Here is a 19,308-nt window from a genome sequence, read left to right as displayed (position 1 = left end):
CGCAGAGGATGCCGTTTTTACTGGCCGCTCTCAGTGGATTGGATGAAGCTGGCGACGTCCTTGTGGAATTGCTTAAGGACTTCGTCGTTCACATAGATCATGTGCCCGGCTTCGTAGTAGTGGTAGCTGATGTTGGACTGCAGAGAGTCGGGCATGGGCAGATGGTGCATCTCGAACATGCCTTCGAAGTATGGCGTGGCGAGATCATAGTATCCGCCGGCGAGGAAGACCTTCATCTTCGGATTGGACTTCATCCGGTAGGCGAGGTCGGCCATGACGTTGGTGCCCTGTTCATGCGAGTCGCCGCCTCCACCGAAGCCGAAGCGGCCCGGCGGACGATGGTTCATATTCCATGAAAACTCGCCGCCCTGGCGCGCGGACATCAGGTATGTGGACTGGAAGGCGTACTTGAGATCGTTGTGCAGGTAGCTGTTGATGGCCGTGTTCCATGCCGAGGTGATAGCGTCCGACTGCGGGTCGTAGCTGGTGCTCTGGCTGAGCGGGTCCATGTCGGGCCCCTGGTAGCGGGTATCGAGACGGCCGATGGTGGTGGCTTCGTCGAGTTTGAGCGTCTTTGAGAATTCACCGCCGCTCACGCGCAGGTTTGCGCGCAGGATGTAGTCGGTGGGCAGCCCGGTGTAGCCATGCAGCTTTTCGGCGATGGCCTGCTTTTGCGCGGCGGGCAGCTCCGAGCCCTGCAGCAGCGCGGCCATGTAGTCGGTGAGGGCGAAGTGCTGGACCTCGTCCAGGAACGGCTTCAGTGCCGGAGGCTGAGTGGGCAGCTTGTGGAAGTACCATGCGGTTGCCGCATAGGTGGGCAGCGCGAGTGCGTAGGGCTGGTCGACGCCGGGGTTTTCCTGCGGGCCGTCGACGGAGTTGTCGAAGCTGAGAATCTGCGAGAGCAGGATGACACCGTTCAGATCAACGGAGCTGAGATCGGCAGCGAGCACAGCCGAGCGCGGTGTGCCATAGCTCTCACCGAAGAGATACTTGGGGGAGTTCCAGCGGTCGTACTTCGAGAGGAAGCGGCGGATGAAGCGCTCGAAGGCATGCGCATCGCCGTCGACGCCGTAGAAGGCCTCGGCCTTGTTTTTGCCGAAGGTGCGCGAGAGCCCGGTGCCGGGCGCATCGATAAAGATGATGTCGGCGACATCAAGAATCGAGTAGGGATTCGAGACGATGCTGTAGGGCGCGCCTTCCTTGTGTTCGGTGTCGGGCGTGACAATGCGCTTCGGTCCGAAGGAGCCCATGTGCAGCCACATGGTGGGCGAGCCGGGGCCGCCGTTATAGGCGAAGAGGATGGGCCGGTGCTCGGCGGCAGCGTCTTTCTTGAAGTAAGCAACGTAGAACATGCGCGCGGTAGGTGGCGCGTCGTTGGGATTGTCCGGGAGCTTCACTCCGGAATCGGGCAGCGGCTTGCCGTCGAAGCCGATGGTCGCATCCTGCGGGTCGGTGCCGCCGACGGTGATGGTGCCGGCCACGGCGCGATAGGCGATGTTCTGGCCGCCGACAGTGACGGAGCCTTCGGTTGTGGAATCAGGAGTGACGACATCGGGCGAGGGTGCGGTATGTGGGCGCTCAGCGCGCGGAGCGGGTTTGTCGTCAGGAGCATCCTGCGCGTGGAGGCGACAGGTCGGAGCGAGGATGGCAGCTGCAGCCAGGAGGGCAGGGAACAGACGACCGGCATGCCGGGTGGTGAGCATCGAGAGCACCTCGGAGTTTTTGGGATGGATCGGAGTATAGCGACAGAGCGCACGTATCCAGAGAAGAATTTTTCTCTGGATAGGATGTTCAGCTCTGCTGGTAGCGCTTCAGGACTCCATCCAGCGTGAGTATGCCTTCGAGCGTCCCTCGGCTGGCGCGATTCAGAACAGGTAGCGCTGGCCAGCGCGGAAAGTAGCGCAGAGCGGCGTCGAGTGGCAGATCGGGAAAGAGTTGCGGGGTGCGGTCGGCCTTCATGGCGCGCTCGATGGGGGTGTCGGGTGTGAGCGTGGCTGCTGCTGCTGTGAGCTCGTCGGCGCTCATGGCATACCAGGAGCCGTCCCATACTTGAATGAGGAAGGCCGGCGCATGGAGCGCAGCTATCGTCCTGGCAACGGTTTCGAGCGCGTCCTGGCTGTGTACTAACGGAAGACGCAGAGGTTCGAGCGCGTCTTCGATGTGCAGCGGGTTTTCTTCGCGCTGTTCTTCCATCGAGGGCAGCTCGAGCCCATCCTGATGCGTGAAGACTTCGAAGATCGGAACAGGCTGCAGGCTGCGTGAGAGCAGGTACGCGATGGTATTGGCGAGAATCACCGGCAGGATGATCGAGTAGTTGCCGCTGACTTCAAGGACCATGAAGACCGAGGTGAGCGGCGCACGGAGAAATCCGGCGAAGAGCACGCCCATGCCGACCAGAGAGTAGGCCGCGACAGTTCCGGTGAAGTGCGGGAAGTGGAGCTTCTCAAACGTGCCGATCGCCGCGCCCAGCATGGCGCCGACAAAAAGCGTAGGCGCAAACATGCCGCCGGGAGTACCGCTCGAAAACGAGAGCGTGGTGGCCAGAATTTTGAAGAGTGCCAGGGCCACGAGGAACTGCCACACGAAGGAGCCGTGCATGGCCTGGTCCATGGTGTCGTAGCCGGGGCCCATCACCTGCGGAAAGCCGAAGAAGCCAATGCATCCGACCAGCAGTCCGGCAACAGCCGGCTGGTAGTAGAAGGTCGAGCGAGGCAGGCGGCGCAGGCGGGGACGCAGGTACCCGAGCGCCTTCGACATCACCAGCGAGCAGAGGCCTCCGAAGATACCGAGCACGCTGTAAGCGAGCAGTTCGCGCGGGTCGCGCAGCGTCACGGAAGGGATGCGGAACATCGGCTCCGTGCCCCAGAACCAGCGGGCCACGACCACACTGGAGATCGCGGAGAGCACGATGGAGCCGAGTACCGCCGCGCTCCACTGGCCGATGACCTCTTCGATCACGAAAAGAATCGCGGAGATGGGCGCATTGAACGCAGCGGCGAGGCCAGCTGCCGCGCCGATGGGGGCAAAGAGCCGCAGGCGCTGGCGGGAGAGATTGAGGCGACGCGCAACCATGGAAGCGACGCCCGCGCCGATCTGCAGCGATGGGTCCTCGGGACCGAGCGAGTGACCGGCGCCAATGGCTAGAGCCGAGGTCAGGAATTTGCCGATGACCGTTTTGAATGAGATATAGCCGTTGTAGATGTAGAGCGCGGCTTTGGTCTGGTTGACACCCGAGCCGCGGGCGCCGGGGAAGAACCACTGTACCAGCGCGGCGACCACGAGACCGATGGCGGTGGGTGCGATCAGCAGACGGTACTGGCCGGGATGCGGAACCGAGCCGAGGGTAAGGATCTTGATCCACTCAATGGCAACACGGAATGAGACGACCAGCAGTCCCGAGAGCACCCCGATGAAGATCGAGAGGACGAGGAAGAGCCGCTCGTCGCGCTTTGGCGCAATGCGGGAGTAGTCGAAGCCGGTGCTCTCCTGTTTCGGCGAGGGCGATGACTTTGGAAGTGGGGAGATGTTCGGGAGAGTATCGCTCATGGTCGGTCTATTGTGGTTGCTCGCTGGTCCACGGGGCTTGTGCGAGCTCGAGGAGCAGGGCATCGTTGCCGGAGGGTTGGCCGCAGGTCTGGCCTTGCGCGGTGAGCTTTTCTGTGTCGTAGACCAGGGTCATCAGCTCCTGCTGGAGGTCGGGATCGTTTTCAAGGGTCTGGGCGCTGATACCGGCCGGAACCTGCTGCCAGCGGCTGACAAGAGCGCTGAGGGCATTGGGGGGTGCGATGGCCGCAGTGTTTGTGCCGGTGCTCTGTGTTTGTGCCGATGTCGGGCTGCAGGCAATGAAACGCTGGCGGGCCGTGGCAACGTTCTGCAGAATGCGTGTGGCGCGTGCAGGAGGCGCGAGGCTGGGATCGGGATACACAATGAGGAGGTGTGTTGCATTGGTCAGCTGATCGCGAACAGCGGTGCGCTCGGCTTCCGGTCTTTTGTCCATCGAATAGTCGGCGAGAGCGCGAGTGAGGTACTGGCGCGCGATCTGCAGGTGTCCGAGAGCGATAGCGGTACGGCCGGCGCCTTCCAGCGCTTCCAGAGGAGGATGCCGCTCGGTGGAGAGTGTGCGGTAGAGGCGAAAGGCATTCTGCTGGTCTTCTGCCTGCTCCATTAGGCCGGCAATGCGAAGCTTGATCTCCGGCTCATCGGGTGCATTGCCGGAAGCCGTGAGCAGTTCGCCCTGCGCACGGCTGTATTCTTTACGGCTGATCAGATAGCCGACGAGCTCGAGGCGGACCTGTAGTCGGCGCTCATAGCCGTCACCCTGCCAGACACCGTCGAGGGCACGCTGATAGCTTTCGAGCGCCTGGGCTTCGTGGCCCTGTTTCGCGGCAAGACGAGCCAGCTGAAGATTGATGATGCCATTGCCGGGAGCAGCTTCCAGCAGGGAATTGAAATAGGCTGTGGCCTCGTTGATGCGCCCCGCGGCGGCGAGTGCGGAGGCGAGCTCGATCTCGGTTTCGCGCTGCTCTGCGATGGGTGCGCCTTTCTGGTATTCGAGCGCGGAACGGAGGGCATTGACGGCCTGATCCGGCCGGTTTGCGGCCATGGCGGTCTCTCCGCGCTTCAGCCAGCGCGCGGCCAGGTCCTTGCGATGCTGGGTGAACGAGTTAAAGAGCAGCCAGGTAAGGGTAGCCAGCACGGCCGTGATGAGGGACAGCGTGACGATAGCAGTTACGTCGCGGACAATCAGCTTGCGCTTTTCAAGCTTCTCCTCAACGGATAACGGGGGATGGAGCTCCAGGCCAAGCATCATCTTCTAGGGTAATAGTTATGCGACCCGGAGAGCGACGCGAGGAGTGTTCGAAATGGCTGGATGCACCTATTCTGACAGCAGTGGTCTGACCAGAAAGCCCGAAGAGAGTTAGGATCATTGCAGACGTGGAGGCGCAGCGTGCCAGCGGAAACCGGGATGGACGGTAGACAGACGATGGAGAACCAGCTGAGCAGGCTGCAGGAGCGGCTGGATGCGGCCATTCGCCGCGCTGGCCGGGTGATCGTAGCGTATTCCGGCGGGATTGACTCGGCCTACCTGGCATTTGCAGCTTATCGACTGCTGGGCGAAGGGATGCTGGCGGTGATCGCGGATTCTCCGTCTCTGGCGCGCAGCCATTACCGCGAAGCGCTTGAATTTGCCGCTACGCACGGCATTCCGCTGAAGACCGTAGAGACCGGGGAGATGGAGCGCGAGGCTTACGCGATCAACGACGCAAATCGCTGCTTCCATTGCAAGGATGAGCTGTTCACGGTGCTTGAGCGGGAACGGGTGTCGCGGGGCTTCGACACGGTGGCCTACGGATTGAATGTGGACGACAAAAAGGATTTCAGGCCCGGGCAGCAGGCAGCCGAAGCGCATCATGTTGTGGCTCCTCTGGCGGAGGCCAGACTTACGAAAGCCGATGTGCGTGCCCTGGCGCAGGCTGCAGGGCTGGCGATCTGGGATAAGCCGGCGTCGGCATGCTTGTCGTCGCGGATCGAGTATGGACGGCGGGTGACGCCGGAGAATCTGCGGATGGTCGAGGACGCGGAAGAGGGATTACGGGCACTGGGGATGCGGCAATTTCGGGTGCGGCACCACGGCACCATGGCGCGGGTAGAAATTGCGGAAGAAGAGCTGGCGACGGGGCTGACTCGCGAACGGCTGAAACAGATTTCGACTGCGGTGCGCGCAGCCGGTTTTCAGTACGTAGCCGTGGACTGCGACGGATACCGTTCCGGCGCCATGAACGAGATTCTCCCCGTGGAAGCCTTGCTGCGCACGAGGTAGAACACAAGCGAAAGCATGCTTCTGCCGTATCCAGGGATATTCAGAACAAGATAAAGAAGGCAAAACAATGAAGGTTGGATATCTGGAGTGCTTTGCAGGCATCAGCGGCGATATGCTGCTGGGCGCACTGGTCGATGCCGGGGTTTCTGAGGATTTGCTTGCGGAGACGGCGCGAGGGCTGGGCATCGGCGCAGAATTGCGGCGGAAGAAGGTGGATCGCAGCGGCGTCATGGCAACGAAGATCGATGTGCTCGAGAGCGGAGCTGTTGCGGAAGCGGCTCACTCCCACAGCCATGAGCATCAGCACAGCCACGATCACGGCCATGCGCATAGCCATGACCATAGCCACAGTCATTCTCACGATCACACTCATGAGCATGCGCACGTGCATGGGCGCACGTGGAAAGAGATACGGACATTGATTGGCGCGGCGCGTTTGCCTGAAGATGCCCGTGAGCTGGCGTTGCGGACCTTTGCGCTGCTGGCTGCGGCCGAGGCGAAGATTCATGGCATGGATGTCGAGGATGTGCACTTTCACGAGGTGGGCGCCGTCGACACGATTACCGATATTGTCTGCGGTGCGGTTGGTCTGTGCTCCCTGGGAATTGAGCAGTGGTATGCCTCGGAGGTGAATGTGGGGCGCGGTTTTGTGGCATGCGCACATGGAACCTTCCCTGTACCGGCGCCGGCGACGGCGGAGCTGCTGAAAGGCATTCCGACATACGCGGAGGGGCCGAAGAAGGAGCTGGTGACACCGACAGGCGCGGCGCTGCTGCAGGCCCTCGGCTGCCGGTTTGGCGAAGCTCCGCGATTTATAGCTTCGACCATCGGCTACGGAGCAGGAACACAGAATCCGGAGCGCTTCCCCAATGTGCTGCGGCTGTCTGTCGGTTCGAGCTCAGCTGTATTGAGCGCGACGAGCGCGGAAAAGCGCGAACAGGTTGCGGTGCTCGAATGCGCGATCGATGACGCCAGCCCACAGGTCATTGCGCACACGCTCGAAATGGCGCTCGAGCAGGGAGCTCTCGACACCATGGCGATACCGGTGACGATGAAGAAAAGCCGGTTGGGCACACTGTTAACGGTACTGGCGCGTCCCGAGGATGCGGAGCGGCTTGAAACGCTGCTCTTTCGTGAGACCACCACGCTGGGCGTGCGGCACAGAATAGAGGAGCGCACGGTACTCATGCGCAGCTTTACCGTGGTCGAGACGCGTTTCGGGCAGGTACGGGTGAAGCTAGGCAGCGATGCGGGCGAGCTGCGCAATGCTATGCCGGAGTATGAGGATTGCCGCCGCCTGGCACGTGAGCATGCGGTTCCGTTGAAGACGGTGATGGACGCGGCGCTCGAAGCCTGGCAGGCCGGATTACGGCTGTCGCACGAGGCGGCGACGGCATGAAGCGTGAGGTTCTTGCTGAGCTGCTCGAGGCAGTGAAGAGCGGTGGCGTTTCTACGTCCGATGCGCTCGAGCAACTGGCACGGTTGCCCTATGAGGATGCCGGGATGGCGAAGATCGACCATCACCGTACCTTGCGATTGGGGTTGCCTGAGGTGATCTACGCCGAGGGCAAGACGCCGGAGCAGGTAGCAGAGATTTTCAGGCGTATGGCAGATCGGGGCGGAGCTGTGCTGGCTACGCGAGCTGGCGCTGAAGCCTGGAATGCCGTCAAAGCGCAGGTGCAGGATGCGGAATATCACGCGCTGGCGCGGGTGATCGGCCTCCGGGAGCGTCATGCCGCCACACTGCATCTGGGGCCGATTGCCGTTGTGTGCGCGGGAACGTCGGACCTGCCGGTGGCCGAAGAGGCTGCGGTAGTGGCAGAATATCTTGGCGTCAAGGTGTCGCGGATCGTGGACGTCGGCGTAGCTGGTTTGCACCGCATTCTTTCGCAACGCGAAGCGCTGGCCGAGGCTCGCGCCGTCATCGTGTGCGCCGGTATGGAGGGCGCACTGCCTTCTGTGGTGGGAGGGTTGGTTGCAGCCCCGGTGATTGCGGTGCCCACCTCTGTGGGCTATGGTGCAGCCTTCGGCGGCCTTGCCGCGCTGCTGGGGATGCTGAATTCCTGCTCGCCGAATGTAACGGTAGTGAATATCGATAACGGCTTCGGAGCCGCCTACGTGGCGGCGATGATGCTGCGGGCCGGGGCAAAATCGGCGTAACAGAATAAAGAGCCGCGGGCTTTCCCGCGGCTCTTCGTTTCTATATCGAAGATTACTGCTTCGCGGCTTCGATATCGAGCGAGATCTTCACATCGTCGCCGAGCACCGAGTCGCCGGACTTGAGGGTGCCATTCCAGACCAGGCCGAAGTCCTGGCGATGAATGGTGGTGGTGGCGCTGAAACCGCGATGGGGCTTGCCGTCCATGCCGGTGATTTCCTTCTCGGGAGCGTCGAGGTGCAGGACAACAGGCTTGGTAACGCCGTGCAGCGTAAGGTCGCCGTTCACCTTGTAGTCGTCGCCGTCACGCTCCACAGACTTCGATACAAAGGTCATCGTGGGGAACTTGGCCACGTCGAAGAAGTCGGGGCTCTTGAGGTGGCCATCGCGCTGAGCCACGCCGGTGTCCACGGTGGTGGTGTCGACGGTGGCGTTTACGCTGGACTTGGAGAGATCCTTCTCATCGAGAACGACGGTGCCGTTGATGTTCGAAAAGCGGCCATGGACATTCGAGATGCCCATGTGGCGGATGGTGAACTCGGCCTGCGAGTGGGCAGCGTCGATCTTCCAGGAAGACTGGGCGAAGGCGGCGGTAGCGGTGAGCAGCGAGGCTGCGAGGACAAGATTACGGGCGAAGAGCTTCATGGGAGTCATTCTCCTGGGCAGACTCGAGTCTGCATTTTTTGAGCAGCGATCAGAATCCTGCGCGGTACGATCGTTGTCTAAACAACAGATGTAGTGATTCGGAAAAGGTCGCTAAAATCATTTCAGGAGGGATCCATGGCCAGCCATTCGAGTGCAGAGCCGCAGTGGGCGGAGAATGGAAACGTTTCGCCTGCGGGCCCGGCAACTCCATGTGAAGCGCAGGAGCGGGTGGACCCCCGTGTACGCCGCACACGGCAGCTATTGCGAGAGGCCGTGGAGGCACTCCTCCACACGCAGCCGTTCGATGCCATCTCCGTGCAGCAGATTGCTGAGCAGGCCGGTGTGAACCGGGCTACCTTTTATGCGCACTACCTGGACCGCGAGGCCTTAGTCGAGGACCTGGTGCGCAGCCGCTTCGAAGGGTTTCTGGCCGAACGGCAGGTGACCTTCGACGGAACCTGTCCTGGAGCGCTGCGGATGGTGATTCTGGCTGTGTGTGACTTCCTGCGGCAGATGAGCCCGGGGTGTCGCGAGCAGCAGCGGCACTTTGATCCCTTTATGCAGACGGTGGTGCAGACCGAGGTCGAGAAGGTGCTGCGGATCGGCATCGATCGGGGCGCCTTTGCGCTGGGTGGACCGCCGAAGCTGGTTGCCGCCGCGCTCAGCTGGGCCATTTACGGAGCTGCCACCTCGGCACTCCGAGCGCAGGGCGAGGCTGGAGAGCTGGAAGACCGGCTGGTGGACGAAATCTATACCTTACTCTTGCCGTTATTAATCCCGGGCTTAACAGCTGCGAACATCGAAGCCAGCCATTCTGCATAGCCACAACGCAAGGAATAGCTTCTATCTAAACAGTGCAGAATGATGATCTTCGGGAGATCATCGTGTGTCCCTCTGCGTTGTGGAAAAGGCGTAAGGGAAGCGCCTGATGGAGTAGCACCCTCCGCTATTTCATAGAAAGTTATTGTTTTATTGATATTTTGGTTTCGGATGGAGCTGTTTCCACTGAATGAGCTCATCGAATCAATAATTTGCGCGTTTGGCTCTGTAATTGCAATTAGGTAGCGTTGCCATTGAGCCAGATAAGTTACGGCTGTCTGGACCAGCGTGACAAATCAAAACGATTGATCCGAGTGAGGACCTAGTGAAGCGCGCTCTTCCGATTCGTCTTCTGCCTGTATTGTTCTTTTTCCTTTTCCCCCTGCTGCTTAAAGCTCAGGATGTGGCCTCCATTACCGGTTTGGTGACGGACCAGACCGGGGCGGTGATTCCGAATGTGCAGGTGACGCTGCACAACCCGGCTACGGGTGTTTCGTACGTGGGTGTGACAAACGGCGGTGGCTCGTACACCATCAAGCTGGTGAAGCCTGGTCCGGGCTATGTGATCGATTTCGAGGCATCCGGCTTTACGAAGACGGAGATTACCGGCCTTTATCTGAATATTGACGCAACGCGTACACAGAACGCGAAGCTGAGCGTGGGCTCCACGCAGACCGTGCAGGTTTCGGGCAGCAATCAGGACGTGACCCTGAATACGACCGATGCCACGGTGGGCAACAACTTCCAGGTGCAGTTCCTGAACGATCTTCCGGTGCAGGACCGCAGCAGTCCGTCTGCGTTGTTTACGCAGCAGCCGGGTGTGACGTTGGATGGCGCGGTTTCGGGTGCACGAGTCGACCAGAGCAATGTGACCCTCGATGGACTCGATGTGAATGACAACGAGACCGGCAATTTCGGCGCGATCGTGGCCAATGCCCCGGTGGACTCGGTGCAGGAGTTCCGTGGCGTGACTGCGGGCGACCTCTCGAGCGCGGGTGAAGGCGGCGGCGGCCAGTTCGAGCTGGCGACGCGCAGCGGAAGCAACAAGTTCCATGGAGCGCTGGTGGAATACCACCGCGACACGGACATGGAAGCCAATGAATGGTTCAACAATAATTCCAATGTTCCCCGCACGGCTCTGGTACGTAACCAGTTCGGTGGGAACGTGGGTGGCCCGATCCTCAAGGACAAGCTCTTCTTCTTCTTCGATTACGATGGTCGCCGCGACGCGAAGACGACAGCGGTTGAGCAGACGGTGCCGCTGGACTCATTCCGCAATGGCACTTTGACATACGTCAATGCGAATGGAACGAATTCTTCGCTGACGTCGGCGCAGGTGGCTGCGCTCGATCCGCAGAAAATCGGCTTCAACCAGCCGCTGCTGAACCTTTTCTCTAGCCGTTACCCGCATGCCAACGATCTCAGCGGTAATTACGGCGATCTGCTCAACACGGCGGGTTATCGCTTCAATTCGCCCGATCCGGTGAAGGAAGATAACTATGTTGGCCGTGTGGACTGGAATATCAACGAGAAGATGAAGCTTTCGCTGATCGGTCATGCGACGCAGCAAAACAGCGTCGAGAGTAACATTCAGTTCCCAGGCGATCCAGAAACCCACCCGTTCCTCGATAAGAGCTACTCGTATGCCATTCAGCACAGCTGGACGCTGAACGAAAACATGATCAATATGGCCGAGTTCGGCTATACCTACGAGAACTACAACTTCCCCGATACCTACAATCCGACTGGTACCACGCAGTTCTCCAACTTCGGCGGCAACGGCAGCGGCGGCAACATCATTACTGCTCCATACAGCAGCGCCAGCAATGCTCAGGGGCGTACTTTCCCCATTCCGATGGTGAAGGATGACTTCAACTGGCAGAAGGGCAAGCATGGCCTGGCCTTCGGCGGCAGCTTCAAGTGGGAGAGCCCGGACAACCACGTCATCCTCGATTACAGCTCACCGTCGATCGGCCTGGGTGGCGCCAACTTCACCGGCTTGAATTCTTCGCTGCGTCCTTCCAACATCACGTCGGGCGACTACCTTGCAAATTATGACAGCGCTTTTGCCCTGGCCCTTGCACCGTACAGCGTCAGTGCTGCGACCTATAACTATGACAACTCGTTGAACCCACTGCCGCTGGGCTCCTCTTCGCTGCGCGATTACCGTTACTACGAAACCGAGCTCTATTTCGGTGACACCTGGAAGGTGACGCCTTCGCTGACTCTCTCCTATGGTCTGCGCTGGCAGAACTACTCCGTGCCCTACGAGCGCAACGGTCTGGAATCAGTTAGCCAGATTACCGGTCTGTCAGCCAAAGATGCGACCTTTAACAACTACTTTGGCGACCGTATTGCACAGAGCGCTGCGGGTGAATCGGGTGATACTACTGTTCCGTTTATCAACTATGTGCTGGGCGGTAAGGCCAACCATGGTCCCAGTCCCTACCATAACGACCTGAAGAACTTCGCTCCGCGTTTTGCGTTCGCTTACAACCCTAGCTGGGATCGCAAGACGGTCTTCAGCGGCGGCGCCGGCGTGATCTACGATCACACCGTTGTGAATGCGATCCTTTACCAGCAGACGCAGTATTCCTACATCTTCCAGGCGTCGAACACTGATCTACTTGGGCCGGCCTCCGATCCGGTCGGCAACCTTCAAACCGATCCCCGCTTCAATGGCCTGACCACGGCGTCGGCACCCGCAGCTCCTGCAGCTCCGAGCGTCACAGTGCCATATTCGCCATATGTCTCTGGTGGAGCTGGCATTGGTCTTGCCAACGGACAGTTCAACGAAACGATCGATCCTTCGTTCAAGACTCCGTATTCGATTCAGTACAACTTCGGTTGGCAGCATGAGTTCCCGCAGGGCTACATCCTGAAGACCACCTATGTCGGCCGCCTTGGCCGCCGCCTGATGGCGCAGGCCGATGCCTCGCAGCTGATCGACTTTCCAGATAAGACCTCGGGACAGGAGTACAGCGCCGCATTTGCCGCTCTGTCGAAACAGCTGCGTGCCGGCGTCAATCCCACTGCCGTTATCGCTGAGCCGTGGTTTGAAAATGTCGTGACACCGGGAGTTGGCGTGGCCCATGGATATGCCAGCAACACGGCCTTTCTCGCCGAAGCCCTGCAAACCTACGCGACCCGCGGCGACTTCGCGGATTTCACGCAGGCGCTGGCTTCTGCCGCACTCCTGCCTGCCAATGTAGGCATGGATAGCCAGTTTGCCGAGAACACCATGTATACCAACAAGGGTTTCTCATCCTACAACGCGCTCCAGACCACACTGCATAAGAACCTGAGCTACGGCCTGCAGTTCGACCTGAACTATACCTTCTCGCACTCGATCGACAACGTCTCGGTGACGGCGAATACGCCGGCCATCGGGGGCGCCGGCTTCATCTGCGACGCGCTGCGTCCGCGTGAATGCCGTGGCAACTCAGACTTCGACGTGACGAATTACCTGAGTGGCAACTTCATCTACGACCTGCCCTTTGGCCATGGCAAAGACTTTGGCACTGCCATGCCTCGCTGGTTGGACGAGATCGTAGGCGGCTGGAAGGTCAGCGGTCTTCCCTCGTGGCATACAGGTAAGGCTTACTTCGCCGCAGCGAATGCCTTTGTAGCTGGCTATGCCAATGATGCTCCAGCGATTCTGACTGGCAACATTAACGACATGAAGGCCCATGTGAACGGCGGTAAAGGCGGTGCGGTGTACGCCTATGACAATCCGTTGAAGGCGGATGCGGATTATGAGGGCCCGCTAGGCTTTAGTATCGGCGGCCGTAACAACCTGCGTGGACCGGGCTTCTTCAACATGGATGCGGGTCTGGGTAAGACCTTCCACCTGTACAACAATATGAACTTTAATCTCCGTGGCGACGCGTTCAACGTCTTCAACCATCCGAACTTCAGCACGCCGAGCACGGATATCACCAACAGTTCGACGCAGTTCGGAACCATCAGCAGCACGGTGGAGGCCTCAGGCGCAGATCAGGCTGCTCGTGTCCTTCAGATCTCGGGACGTATCGAGTTCTAACCTCTATCGGAAGCGCAACTCCACCGGAAGGCTCTCGCCGCACACGCGGCGAGGGCCTTCCGCTTTTTGAGGCATCCGTTTGCAGGCGTATTAGACTGAGGCTCAACCCCTCCTGTCGGAGCATGAATCCTTGAGCCTGGCTGCGGCCGATTCTCCTGCGGATACCACGATCGACCAGCCTCCTGCGCGGAATCTGGCTGCGCCCCACCTGTTTCTGTGGGTGGTGCTGCCGTATGCGATTTACATGGGGTTTACCACCAATGGAGGCGCCTCCTATCTGTTGCGGCAGGTGGGCATGCCGGCCGAAGAGGTCGCAAACGCAATTGCGCTGCTGGGGATACCGTCCTCGTTCTACTTCCTGTGGAGCCCGCTGGCCGATATCTGGATGCCGCGGCGCTTCTGGCATCTTGCTGCAACATGCGGCTCGGCGGCTTCGCTGGCGGTGGGCTCGGTGCTGCTCTACCGGCACGTGCATGCGGCAGTGTGGCTCTACTTCTTTGGGATGGCATTCTGCATGCTCATCTCGTCGGCGTATGGCGGCCTGATCTCGGCGATGATCGAGCCGGGGAGCCGCACGCGCACTGCCGCATGGGCGCAGGCGAGCAACCTGGGAGGCGGCGCGGTTGGGCCGGGGCTGATTCTGTTTCTGGCCTTGCATTGGCCAGTGATGGCGTGGGCCACTGCCGCCGCGTTCCTCATGGTGTTGCCGGGGCTTTCTGTTCTCGGATTGAAAGAACCTCCGCACCGTCAGAGCCCGTCCTTCGTGCAGCACTGGCGGGCTGTAGGACGTGAGCTGCGGCTGACGTGCCTGACACCGAAGAATGCGTTTGGGCTGATCCTGCTGCTGGCGCCTCCAGGCGCAGGTGCGCTGATTGGCCTCTTGCCAGCGATTGCGACCGATTACGGAGTGAGCGGAGCATCGGTGGTGTGGATCAATGGAATCGGCGGCGGCCTGCTGATGGCGGTCGGTTGCCTCGCGGGTATGTGGGTTCCGGTAAAGCTCGATCGGCGGATTGCCTATGCGCTGGCCGGGGCGCTGAACGCTGTTCCGGCATTTTTTCTCGCGCTGGCTACGCCGACCCCGACGGTCTACATGGTGGGAACCGTGACATATCTGTTCACTATCGGGTTTACATCGTCGGTGTGCATGGGGCTGGTGCTCGATGTGGTAGGCGCGGTGGGCCACAGCGGCAGCCTGCGCTATTCGATCCTGATGTCGTGCTCGTATGTGCCCATCGCATACATGTCGTGGATCGAAGGCCGCGCCGCACACTACTGGGGCTTCCGCTCCTTCCCGGCGGCCGAGGCAGTAAGTTCGCTCGCAGACCTGCCGCTGATTTTGCTCTGGCTGTGGTGGAGACGGAGTAGCCGGCGCGTGGCTGCGTGATCTGTCGGATGCGCGAACCACGAGGCTTCGGATTCTGCGGCGGCGTGGTAGTCTTCTGCCGGTACATGTCATGACGCCTGCCTTTACTCCCGGTTTTACTCCCAGTTCGATTGCCGCGCTGGTCATCGCCGTCAGCTTCGCCGCCGGGCTGAACGTTTATGCCACGGTTCTTACTCTGGGGCTGCTGGCGCGCGCGCACTGGGTCATGTTGCCGCCGGGGCTCGAAAGCCTGGGTCACTGGTGGGTAATCGGCGTAGCGGGAGCCCTCTTTGCCGCCGAGTTCGTTGCGGATAAGATTCCTGGTTTCGATCTGCTCTGGAACGCGCTGCACACCTTCATTCGTATTCCGGTGGCCGCGCTCATGGCCTACCATGCCACCGCGCAGCTCTCGCCGCAGATGCAGATCCTGGCCGCAGCTTGCGGCGGAGTCATTGCGCTGGTGACGCACAGCTCGAAGACGGCGGTCCGCGCAGCCGTCACGCCCAGCCCCGAGCCGTTCTCGAACATTGCGCTGAGCACCGGTGAGGATATCGGCGTGGTGAGCCTGACATGGCTTGCGACGCAGCATCCCTGGGTCGCGGCCGGCATCGCGCTGGCGCTGCTGGCCGTGGCTATGCTTGCGGCGCGCTGGCTTGCGCAATGGATCGGCCGCTGGCTGAGGCAAATGCGCAACAGGCCGTCACCGGCCGCCCAGGCCTGAGCGCGGACCCTACCGGTGGCCGAGCTCCTTCGTCATGCAGAGAAAGTGGCAGAGCTGGGTGATGGGCATTTGCGTGGCGGGGAAGGGCTTGGTGCCGGTGATGCGGTAGCCGAGCTTCTCATAGATAGGCGGCAGCTCGGTGCGGAGATTGACCACGGTGATGTCCATGAACCAGGCGCCGGACTCGCGGGCAAACTCTTCGGCCGCGGCGACCAGACGGCGTCCAATGCCGGATTTCTGGTGATGGGGGGAGACGGAAAGCAGGCCGAAATAGGCGCGTTTCGGCTCGCCGTCAGGCGGCGTTTTCACCTCGACAAAGATAGCCCCTGTCAGTGCGCGGTCAGTCTCGAGTAGAAGAAAGGTGCCCTGCTGGAAATATCCGCGGAGCATGGAGGCGTCTACGCGATCACCTGCTTTGAAGAACTTCTCGACTTCAAATGCTGCATTGATGAGGTGCATCAGGGGCTCGAAATCGGCCTCGGTAGCGGTACGAATCTGCATAAAGAAATTGTAGAGCCCGGAAATATTTTGAGGGGAATGGAACCGGAACGCAGGGAGTTCCGTAATTCCTGTGGTGCTGCCACAGGAGTACGTGTTATTCCTGTGGCAGCACCACAGGAGAAAGCATGGGTGAGGCGAAGCTGGATTTGCTGCAGGGGACACTCGATGTCATGGTGCTGCAGACTCTGGTCACGATGGGAGCGCAGCACGGCTACGGAATTGCGAGGCGCATCGAGCAGGTGAGCGGCGATGAAGTGCTGCTGAATCAGGGGACGATCTATGCGTCTCTGGTGCGGCTGCAGCAGCGTGGCTGGATTCGCGCAGAGTGGGGTCTCTCTGACAACAACCGCAAGGCGAAGTTCTATGAGATCACCCGCGCCGGCCGGAAGCAGTTGGCTGAGCACACGGCGCACTGGGAGCGGCTCTCGCGGGTGATGGGCCGGGTTCTGGCGATGGAGAGCGAGGGAGGCCAGTGATGGGCGCGTGGCGCAGGGGTTGGGAGCGGGTGCGGGCGTTTTTTCATAAGCCGGCGCTGGATGGTGAGCTGGAACAGGAGATGGCCTCGCACCTGGAGTTTGCCGTGGAGGAGAATCTGCGGCAAGGTATGTCGCCTGAGGAGGCGCGGCGGCAGGCGCTGGTGCGCTTTGGCGGCGTAACGCAGGTGCGCGAGCAGCATCGCGAAGAGCGCGGCTTGCCCTGGCTCGACGGCCTTACGCAGGACGTGCGCTACACGCTGCGCGTGCTGCGTAAGGACCGTGGTTTTACAGCGATTGCGGTGCTGATTCTCGCGCTCGGCATCGGTGCAAATGTAGCGGTGTTCAGCGTGGTGAATGCGATTCTGCTGCGGCCGCTACCCTTTACCGATCCGGACCGCCTGGTTTGGATCGCGCCGCCGAACAGTGGGCATGATCTTTCTTCATCGACGTATTCGGCCGATGCCTACGACGATCTGCGGGCAATGAATAAAAGCTACACGGATGTGACTGGCTATTATGCTTTTTCCTCGCCAGACAATGTGAAGCTGACGGAAGGACATGGGCAGGTGACTCCTCTGACGCTGATTGGCGTCGCCGGAAATTTCTTCGCGGTTCTCGGCGTGCAGCCGATGCTGGGAAGGTGGTTCAATGCGGAGGAGACACGCGCAGGCTCGGATGTGGTGATGCTCTCCTACCCGCTGTGGATGCGGCGTTTCGGCGGCGATCCGAATATTGTGGGCAAGACGATTGTGCTGGATGGCAAACCCAACCCGGTGATCGGCGTGCTGCCGGAGAGCTTCGACTTCGGAGCGGCATTTGCGCCGGGTTCGCGGGTCGACATGTTCGGTCCGATCAGCATGGACGGCATCCGGATGGAAGGGAACACGCTTACCTTCATCGGTCGACTGAAGCCCGGCGTCACGCTGGGGCAGGCGCGCAGCGAGGCGAGCACGCTTTTCCCGAAATTCTACTGGTCCAAGAAAGAGCCGACTTCGCTGGGTAGTTACAAGGACCGGGGCTGGCCGATTCCGCTGAAGGAGCACGTGAGCGGCGAGGTGCGCAGGCCGCTGATCGTGTTGTGGAGCGCGGTCGGGATGATCCTGGTGATCGTGTGCGTGAATCTGTCCAACCTGCTGCTGGCGCGCGCGGCCGGACGGCAGAAGGAATTCGCCATGCGCATTGCACTGGGCGCGGACCGGAAGCGGATCGTGCGCCAGATGCTGACGGAAAGCCTGATTCTCGCAGCGACCGGAGCGGTATTCGGACTGGTGCTGGCATGGCTGCTGGTCCTGTGGCTCGCACATCAGGGATCGATTGCGCTGCCGCTGTTGACCAGTCTGCGCATGGATACTGCAGGCTTGGTGTGGACATTGGGCATCACGCTCATCACCGCGGTGCTCTTTGGACTCATGCCGGCTTTCCGCATCTCCGGCAAGGAGCTGCAGGGATCGTTGAAGGATTCAGGACAGGGAATGAGCGCCGGACGCGGGCATGAGCGGCTGCGTGCCGGACTGGTGATCGCGGAGATTGCCCTGGCCTGCATTCTGCTCGTCGGTGCCGGGCTGCTGCTGCGCAGCTTCCTGCACGTGTTAAATATCGATCTCGGATTTACTCCGGCGCAGGCAGCGGCCATTCGCATCGATTACAACGATGGCAACGACGCAGAGAAGCGCGGTGCCATCGTTGAAGAGATGCTGCGGCGTGTGAACGCAATCCCAGGTGTCGAGGTGGCTGGTATTACGGATAATCTGCCGCTCGAGCGGAATCGCGGCTGGGGAATCTCCGTCAAAGGCGCAGATCCGAAGAAGGAACGCTCGTCGGGAACCTTTGTTTATCTGGTGACACCCGGCTATCTGCGGTCGATCGGCATGCGGCTGCGCGAAGGACGGGACTTTAGCTGGCAGGATGGACCGAAGAGCCAGAAGGTTGCCATCCTGAACCGAGCCGGCGCCGAGGCTATGTGGCCTGGCGAAGATCCCATCGGTCGAATGGCAAGCATCGGCGGTGAGGATGTCCGCATCATCGGCGTGATCGATGATGTCCACGAGAGCAACGTGGAAGGCAAGCCGGGCGTGCAGAGCTATCTGCAACTCACGCAGTTCGGTCCTGACGACCAGTCTCTGGTGGTGCGCAGCAAGCTGCCTGCGGGCACGCTTGCGCCGATGGTGCTCAATGCGCTCAGGCAAGTGAATCCTGAGCAGCCGGCAACAGAGCTGCGGCCGATTCAGCAGATTGTCGACCATGCCACCTCACCGCGCCGGTTCTTCGTTGTCCTGGTGGCGAGCTTCGCGGGATTGGGGCTGCTGCTGGCCTCGCTTGGCATCTATGGCGTGATTTCGTACGGCGTGACGCAGCAATCCAAGGAGATCGGGATACGGATGGCGCTCGGTGCAACCATGGGCCGGGTGCAGCTGGGAATCCTGCGGCGGACGATGCTGCTGGCGGGGATAGGGCTACTGGTGGGTGGCGTGCTCTCGCTGGCGGTGGCGAAGATGATCGCCAGCCTTCTCTACGGAACCGAGCCGACCGATCCGGTGACCTTTCTCGGGATGATCCTGGTGCTGGGGCTGGTTGCGCTGCTGGCGGGTTATCTGCCGGCCCGGCGAGCTTCGCGCATCGATCCCCTGATCGCGCTGCGGACTAACTGACTGCTGCGCGCAGGGCGAATCGCCTTCGGCCTCTGCTCCCTTTGGTTGTGGTCCGAATGGTCCCGCACCCAGGCTTCGTTTGCTTGGGTGCGGGACAGGATTCACCGCCGT

General features: G+C 60.7%; 14 protein-coding genes. 9 read left to right on the top strand and 5 right to left on the bottom strand.

Features of this window, described 5'->3' with window-relative positions; translation table 11 throughout:
* Positions 1 to 17 precede the first annotated feature (17 nt).
* The 3 genes from ESZ00_RS01600 to ESZ00_RS01590 all read right to left on the bottom strand — a co-directional run bounded on the left by ESZ00_RS01600 (position 18) and on the right by ESZ00_RS01590 (position 4,810).
* Positions 18 to 1,703 carry a S10 family peptidase gene (locus ESZ00_RS01600; protein ID WP_129206417.1) on the bottom strand — a complete coding sequence of 562 codons (1,686 nt, stop codon included), beginning with the start codon at positions 1,701 to 1,703 and terminating at the stop codon, positions 18 to 20.
* An 88-nt stretch (positions 1,704 to 1,791) separates the two neighbouring features.
* The gene (locus ESZ00_RS01595; protein WP_129206416.1) at positions 1,792 to 3,546 is read right to left on the bottom strand and encodes a chloride channel protein; all 1,755 of its coding nucleotides are present in this window, start codon (positions 3,544 to 3,546) and stop codon (positions 1,792 to 1,794) included.
* A gap of 7 nt (positions 3,547 to 3,553) precedes the next feature.
* Complete coding sequence (locus ESZ00_RS01590; RefSeq protein WP_129206415.1) at positions 3,554 to 4,810, bottom strand: tetratricopeptide repeat protein; 1,257 nt, start codon at positions 4,808 to 4,810, stop codon at positions 3,554 to 3,556.
* Between the two features lie 156 nt (positions 4,811 to 4,966).
* Between ESZ00_RS01590 and larE the strand changes: the two genes are divergently transcribed.
* The 3 genes from larE to larB all read left to right on the top strand — a co-directional run bounded on the left by larE (position 4,967) and on the right by larB (position 7,981).
* Entirely contained in the window at positions 4,967 to 5,821 is an 855-nt protein-coding gene (larE, locus tag ESZ00_RS01585; protein WP_229740885.1) for an ATP-dependent sacrificial sulfur transferase LarE, read from the top strand.
* 67 nt (positions 5,822 to 5,888) lie between these two features.
* Entirely contained in the window at positions 5,889 to 7,220 is a 1,332-nt protein-coding gene (gene larC / locus ESZ00_RS01580) for a nickel pincer cofactor biosynthesis protein LarC (RefSeq protein ID WP_129206414.1), read from the top strand.
* Positions 7,217 to 7,981, top strand: a complete 765-nt coding sequence (gene larB, locus ESZ00_RS01575; protein WP_129206413.1) for a nickel pincer cofactor biosynthesis protein LarB — start codon at positions 7,217 to 7,219, stop codon at positions 7,979 to 7,981. Before larC ends, larB begins: the two co-directional genes overlap by 4 nt.
* Positions 7,982 to 8,033: 52 nt before the next feature.
* On the opposite strand, the gene ESZ00_RS01570 is transcribed toward larB, so the two are convergent.
* Positions 8,034 to 8,624: a YceI family protein gene (locus tag ESZ00_RS01570; protein ID WP_129206412.1), complete on the bottom strand. Its 591-nt coding sequence runs from the start codon at positions 8,622 to 8,624 to the stop codon at positions 8,034 to 8,036.
* Between the two features lie 135 nt (positions 8,625 to 8,759).
* Between ESZ00_RS01570 and ESZ00_RS01565 the strand changes: the two genes are divergently transcribed.
* From ESZ00_RS01565 to ESZ00_RS01550, 4 genes are all read left to right on the top strand, one after another.
* Positions 8,760 to 9,446 (top strand): TetR/AcrR family transcriptional regulator, encoded by a 687-nt coding sequence (locus ESZ00_RS01565; RefSeq protein ID WP_129206411.1) that lies wholly within the window; start codon positions 8,760 to 8,762, stop codon positions 9,444 to 9,446.
* A 322-nt stretch (positions 9,447 to 9,768) separates the two neighbouring features.
* A complete protein-coding gene (locus tag ESZ00_RS01560; protein WP_164981282.1) occupies positions 9,769 to 13,485 on the top strand; it encodes a TonB-dependent receptor in 3,717 nt (1,238 codons plus the stop codon).
* A 130-nt stretch (positions 13,486 to 13,615) separates the two neighbouring features.
* Complete coding sequence (locus tag ESZ00_RS01555; RefSeq protein ID WP_129206409.1) at positions 13,616 to 14,872, top strand: MFS transporter; 1,257 nt, start codon at positions 13,616 to 13,618, stop codon at positions 14,870 to 14,872.
* Positions 14,873 to 14,942: 70 nt separating this feature from the next.
* Entirely contained in the window at positions 14,943 to 15,572 is a 630-nt protein-coding gene (locus tag ESZ00_RS01550; RefSeq protein WP_129206408.1) for a DUF4126 domain-containing protein, read from the top strand.
* Positions 15,573 to 15,581: 9 nt separating this feature from the next.
* Here the strand turns inward: ESZ00_RS01550 and ESZ00_RS01545 are convergent, their stop codons facing one another.
* Positions 15,582 to 16,073, bottom strand: a complete 492-nt coding sequence (locus ESZ00_RS01545; RefSeq protein WP_129206407.1) for a GNAT family N-acetyltransferase — start codon at positions 16,071 to 16,073, stop codon at positions 15,582 to 15,584.
* Between the two features lie 125 nt (positions 16,074 to 16,198).
* Here ESZ00_RS01545 and ESZ00_RS01540 point away from each other — a divergent pair, with 125 nt between their 5' ends.
* Both ESZ00_RS01540 and ESZ00_RS01535 read left to right on the top strand, forming a co-directional pair.
* Positions 16,199 to 16,549, top strand: coding sequence for a PadR family transcriptional regulator (locus ESZ00_RS01540; RefSeq protein ID WP_129206406.1), 351 nt, complete (start codon positions 16,199 to 16,201; stop codon positions 16,547 to 16,549).
* Between the two features lie 29 nt (positions 16,550 to 16,578).
* Positions 16,579 to 19,197, top strand: a complete 2,619-nt coding sequence (locus ESZ00_RS01535; protein ID WP_308419037.1) for an ABC transporter permease — start codon at positions 16,579 to 16,581, stop codon at positions 19,195 to 19,197.
* The last annotated feature ends 111 nt before the right edge of the window (positions 19,198 to 19,308 follow it).

Origin of the sequence: Silvibacterium dinghuense, from assembly GCF_004123295.1 — a bacterium.
Lineage (GTDB): Bacteria > Acidobacteriota > Terriglobia > Terriglobales > Acidobacteriaceae > Silvibacterium > Silvibacterium dinghuense.
The sequence above is the reverse complement of the archived record's forward strand: the minus strand, read 5'-3'. Positions and strand labels throughout refer to the sequence as shown.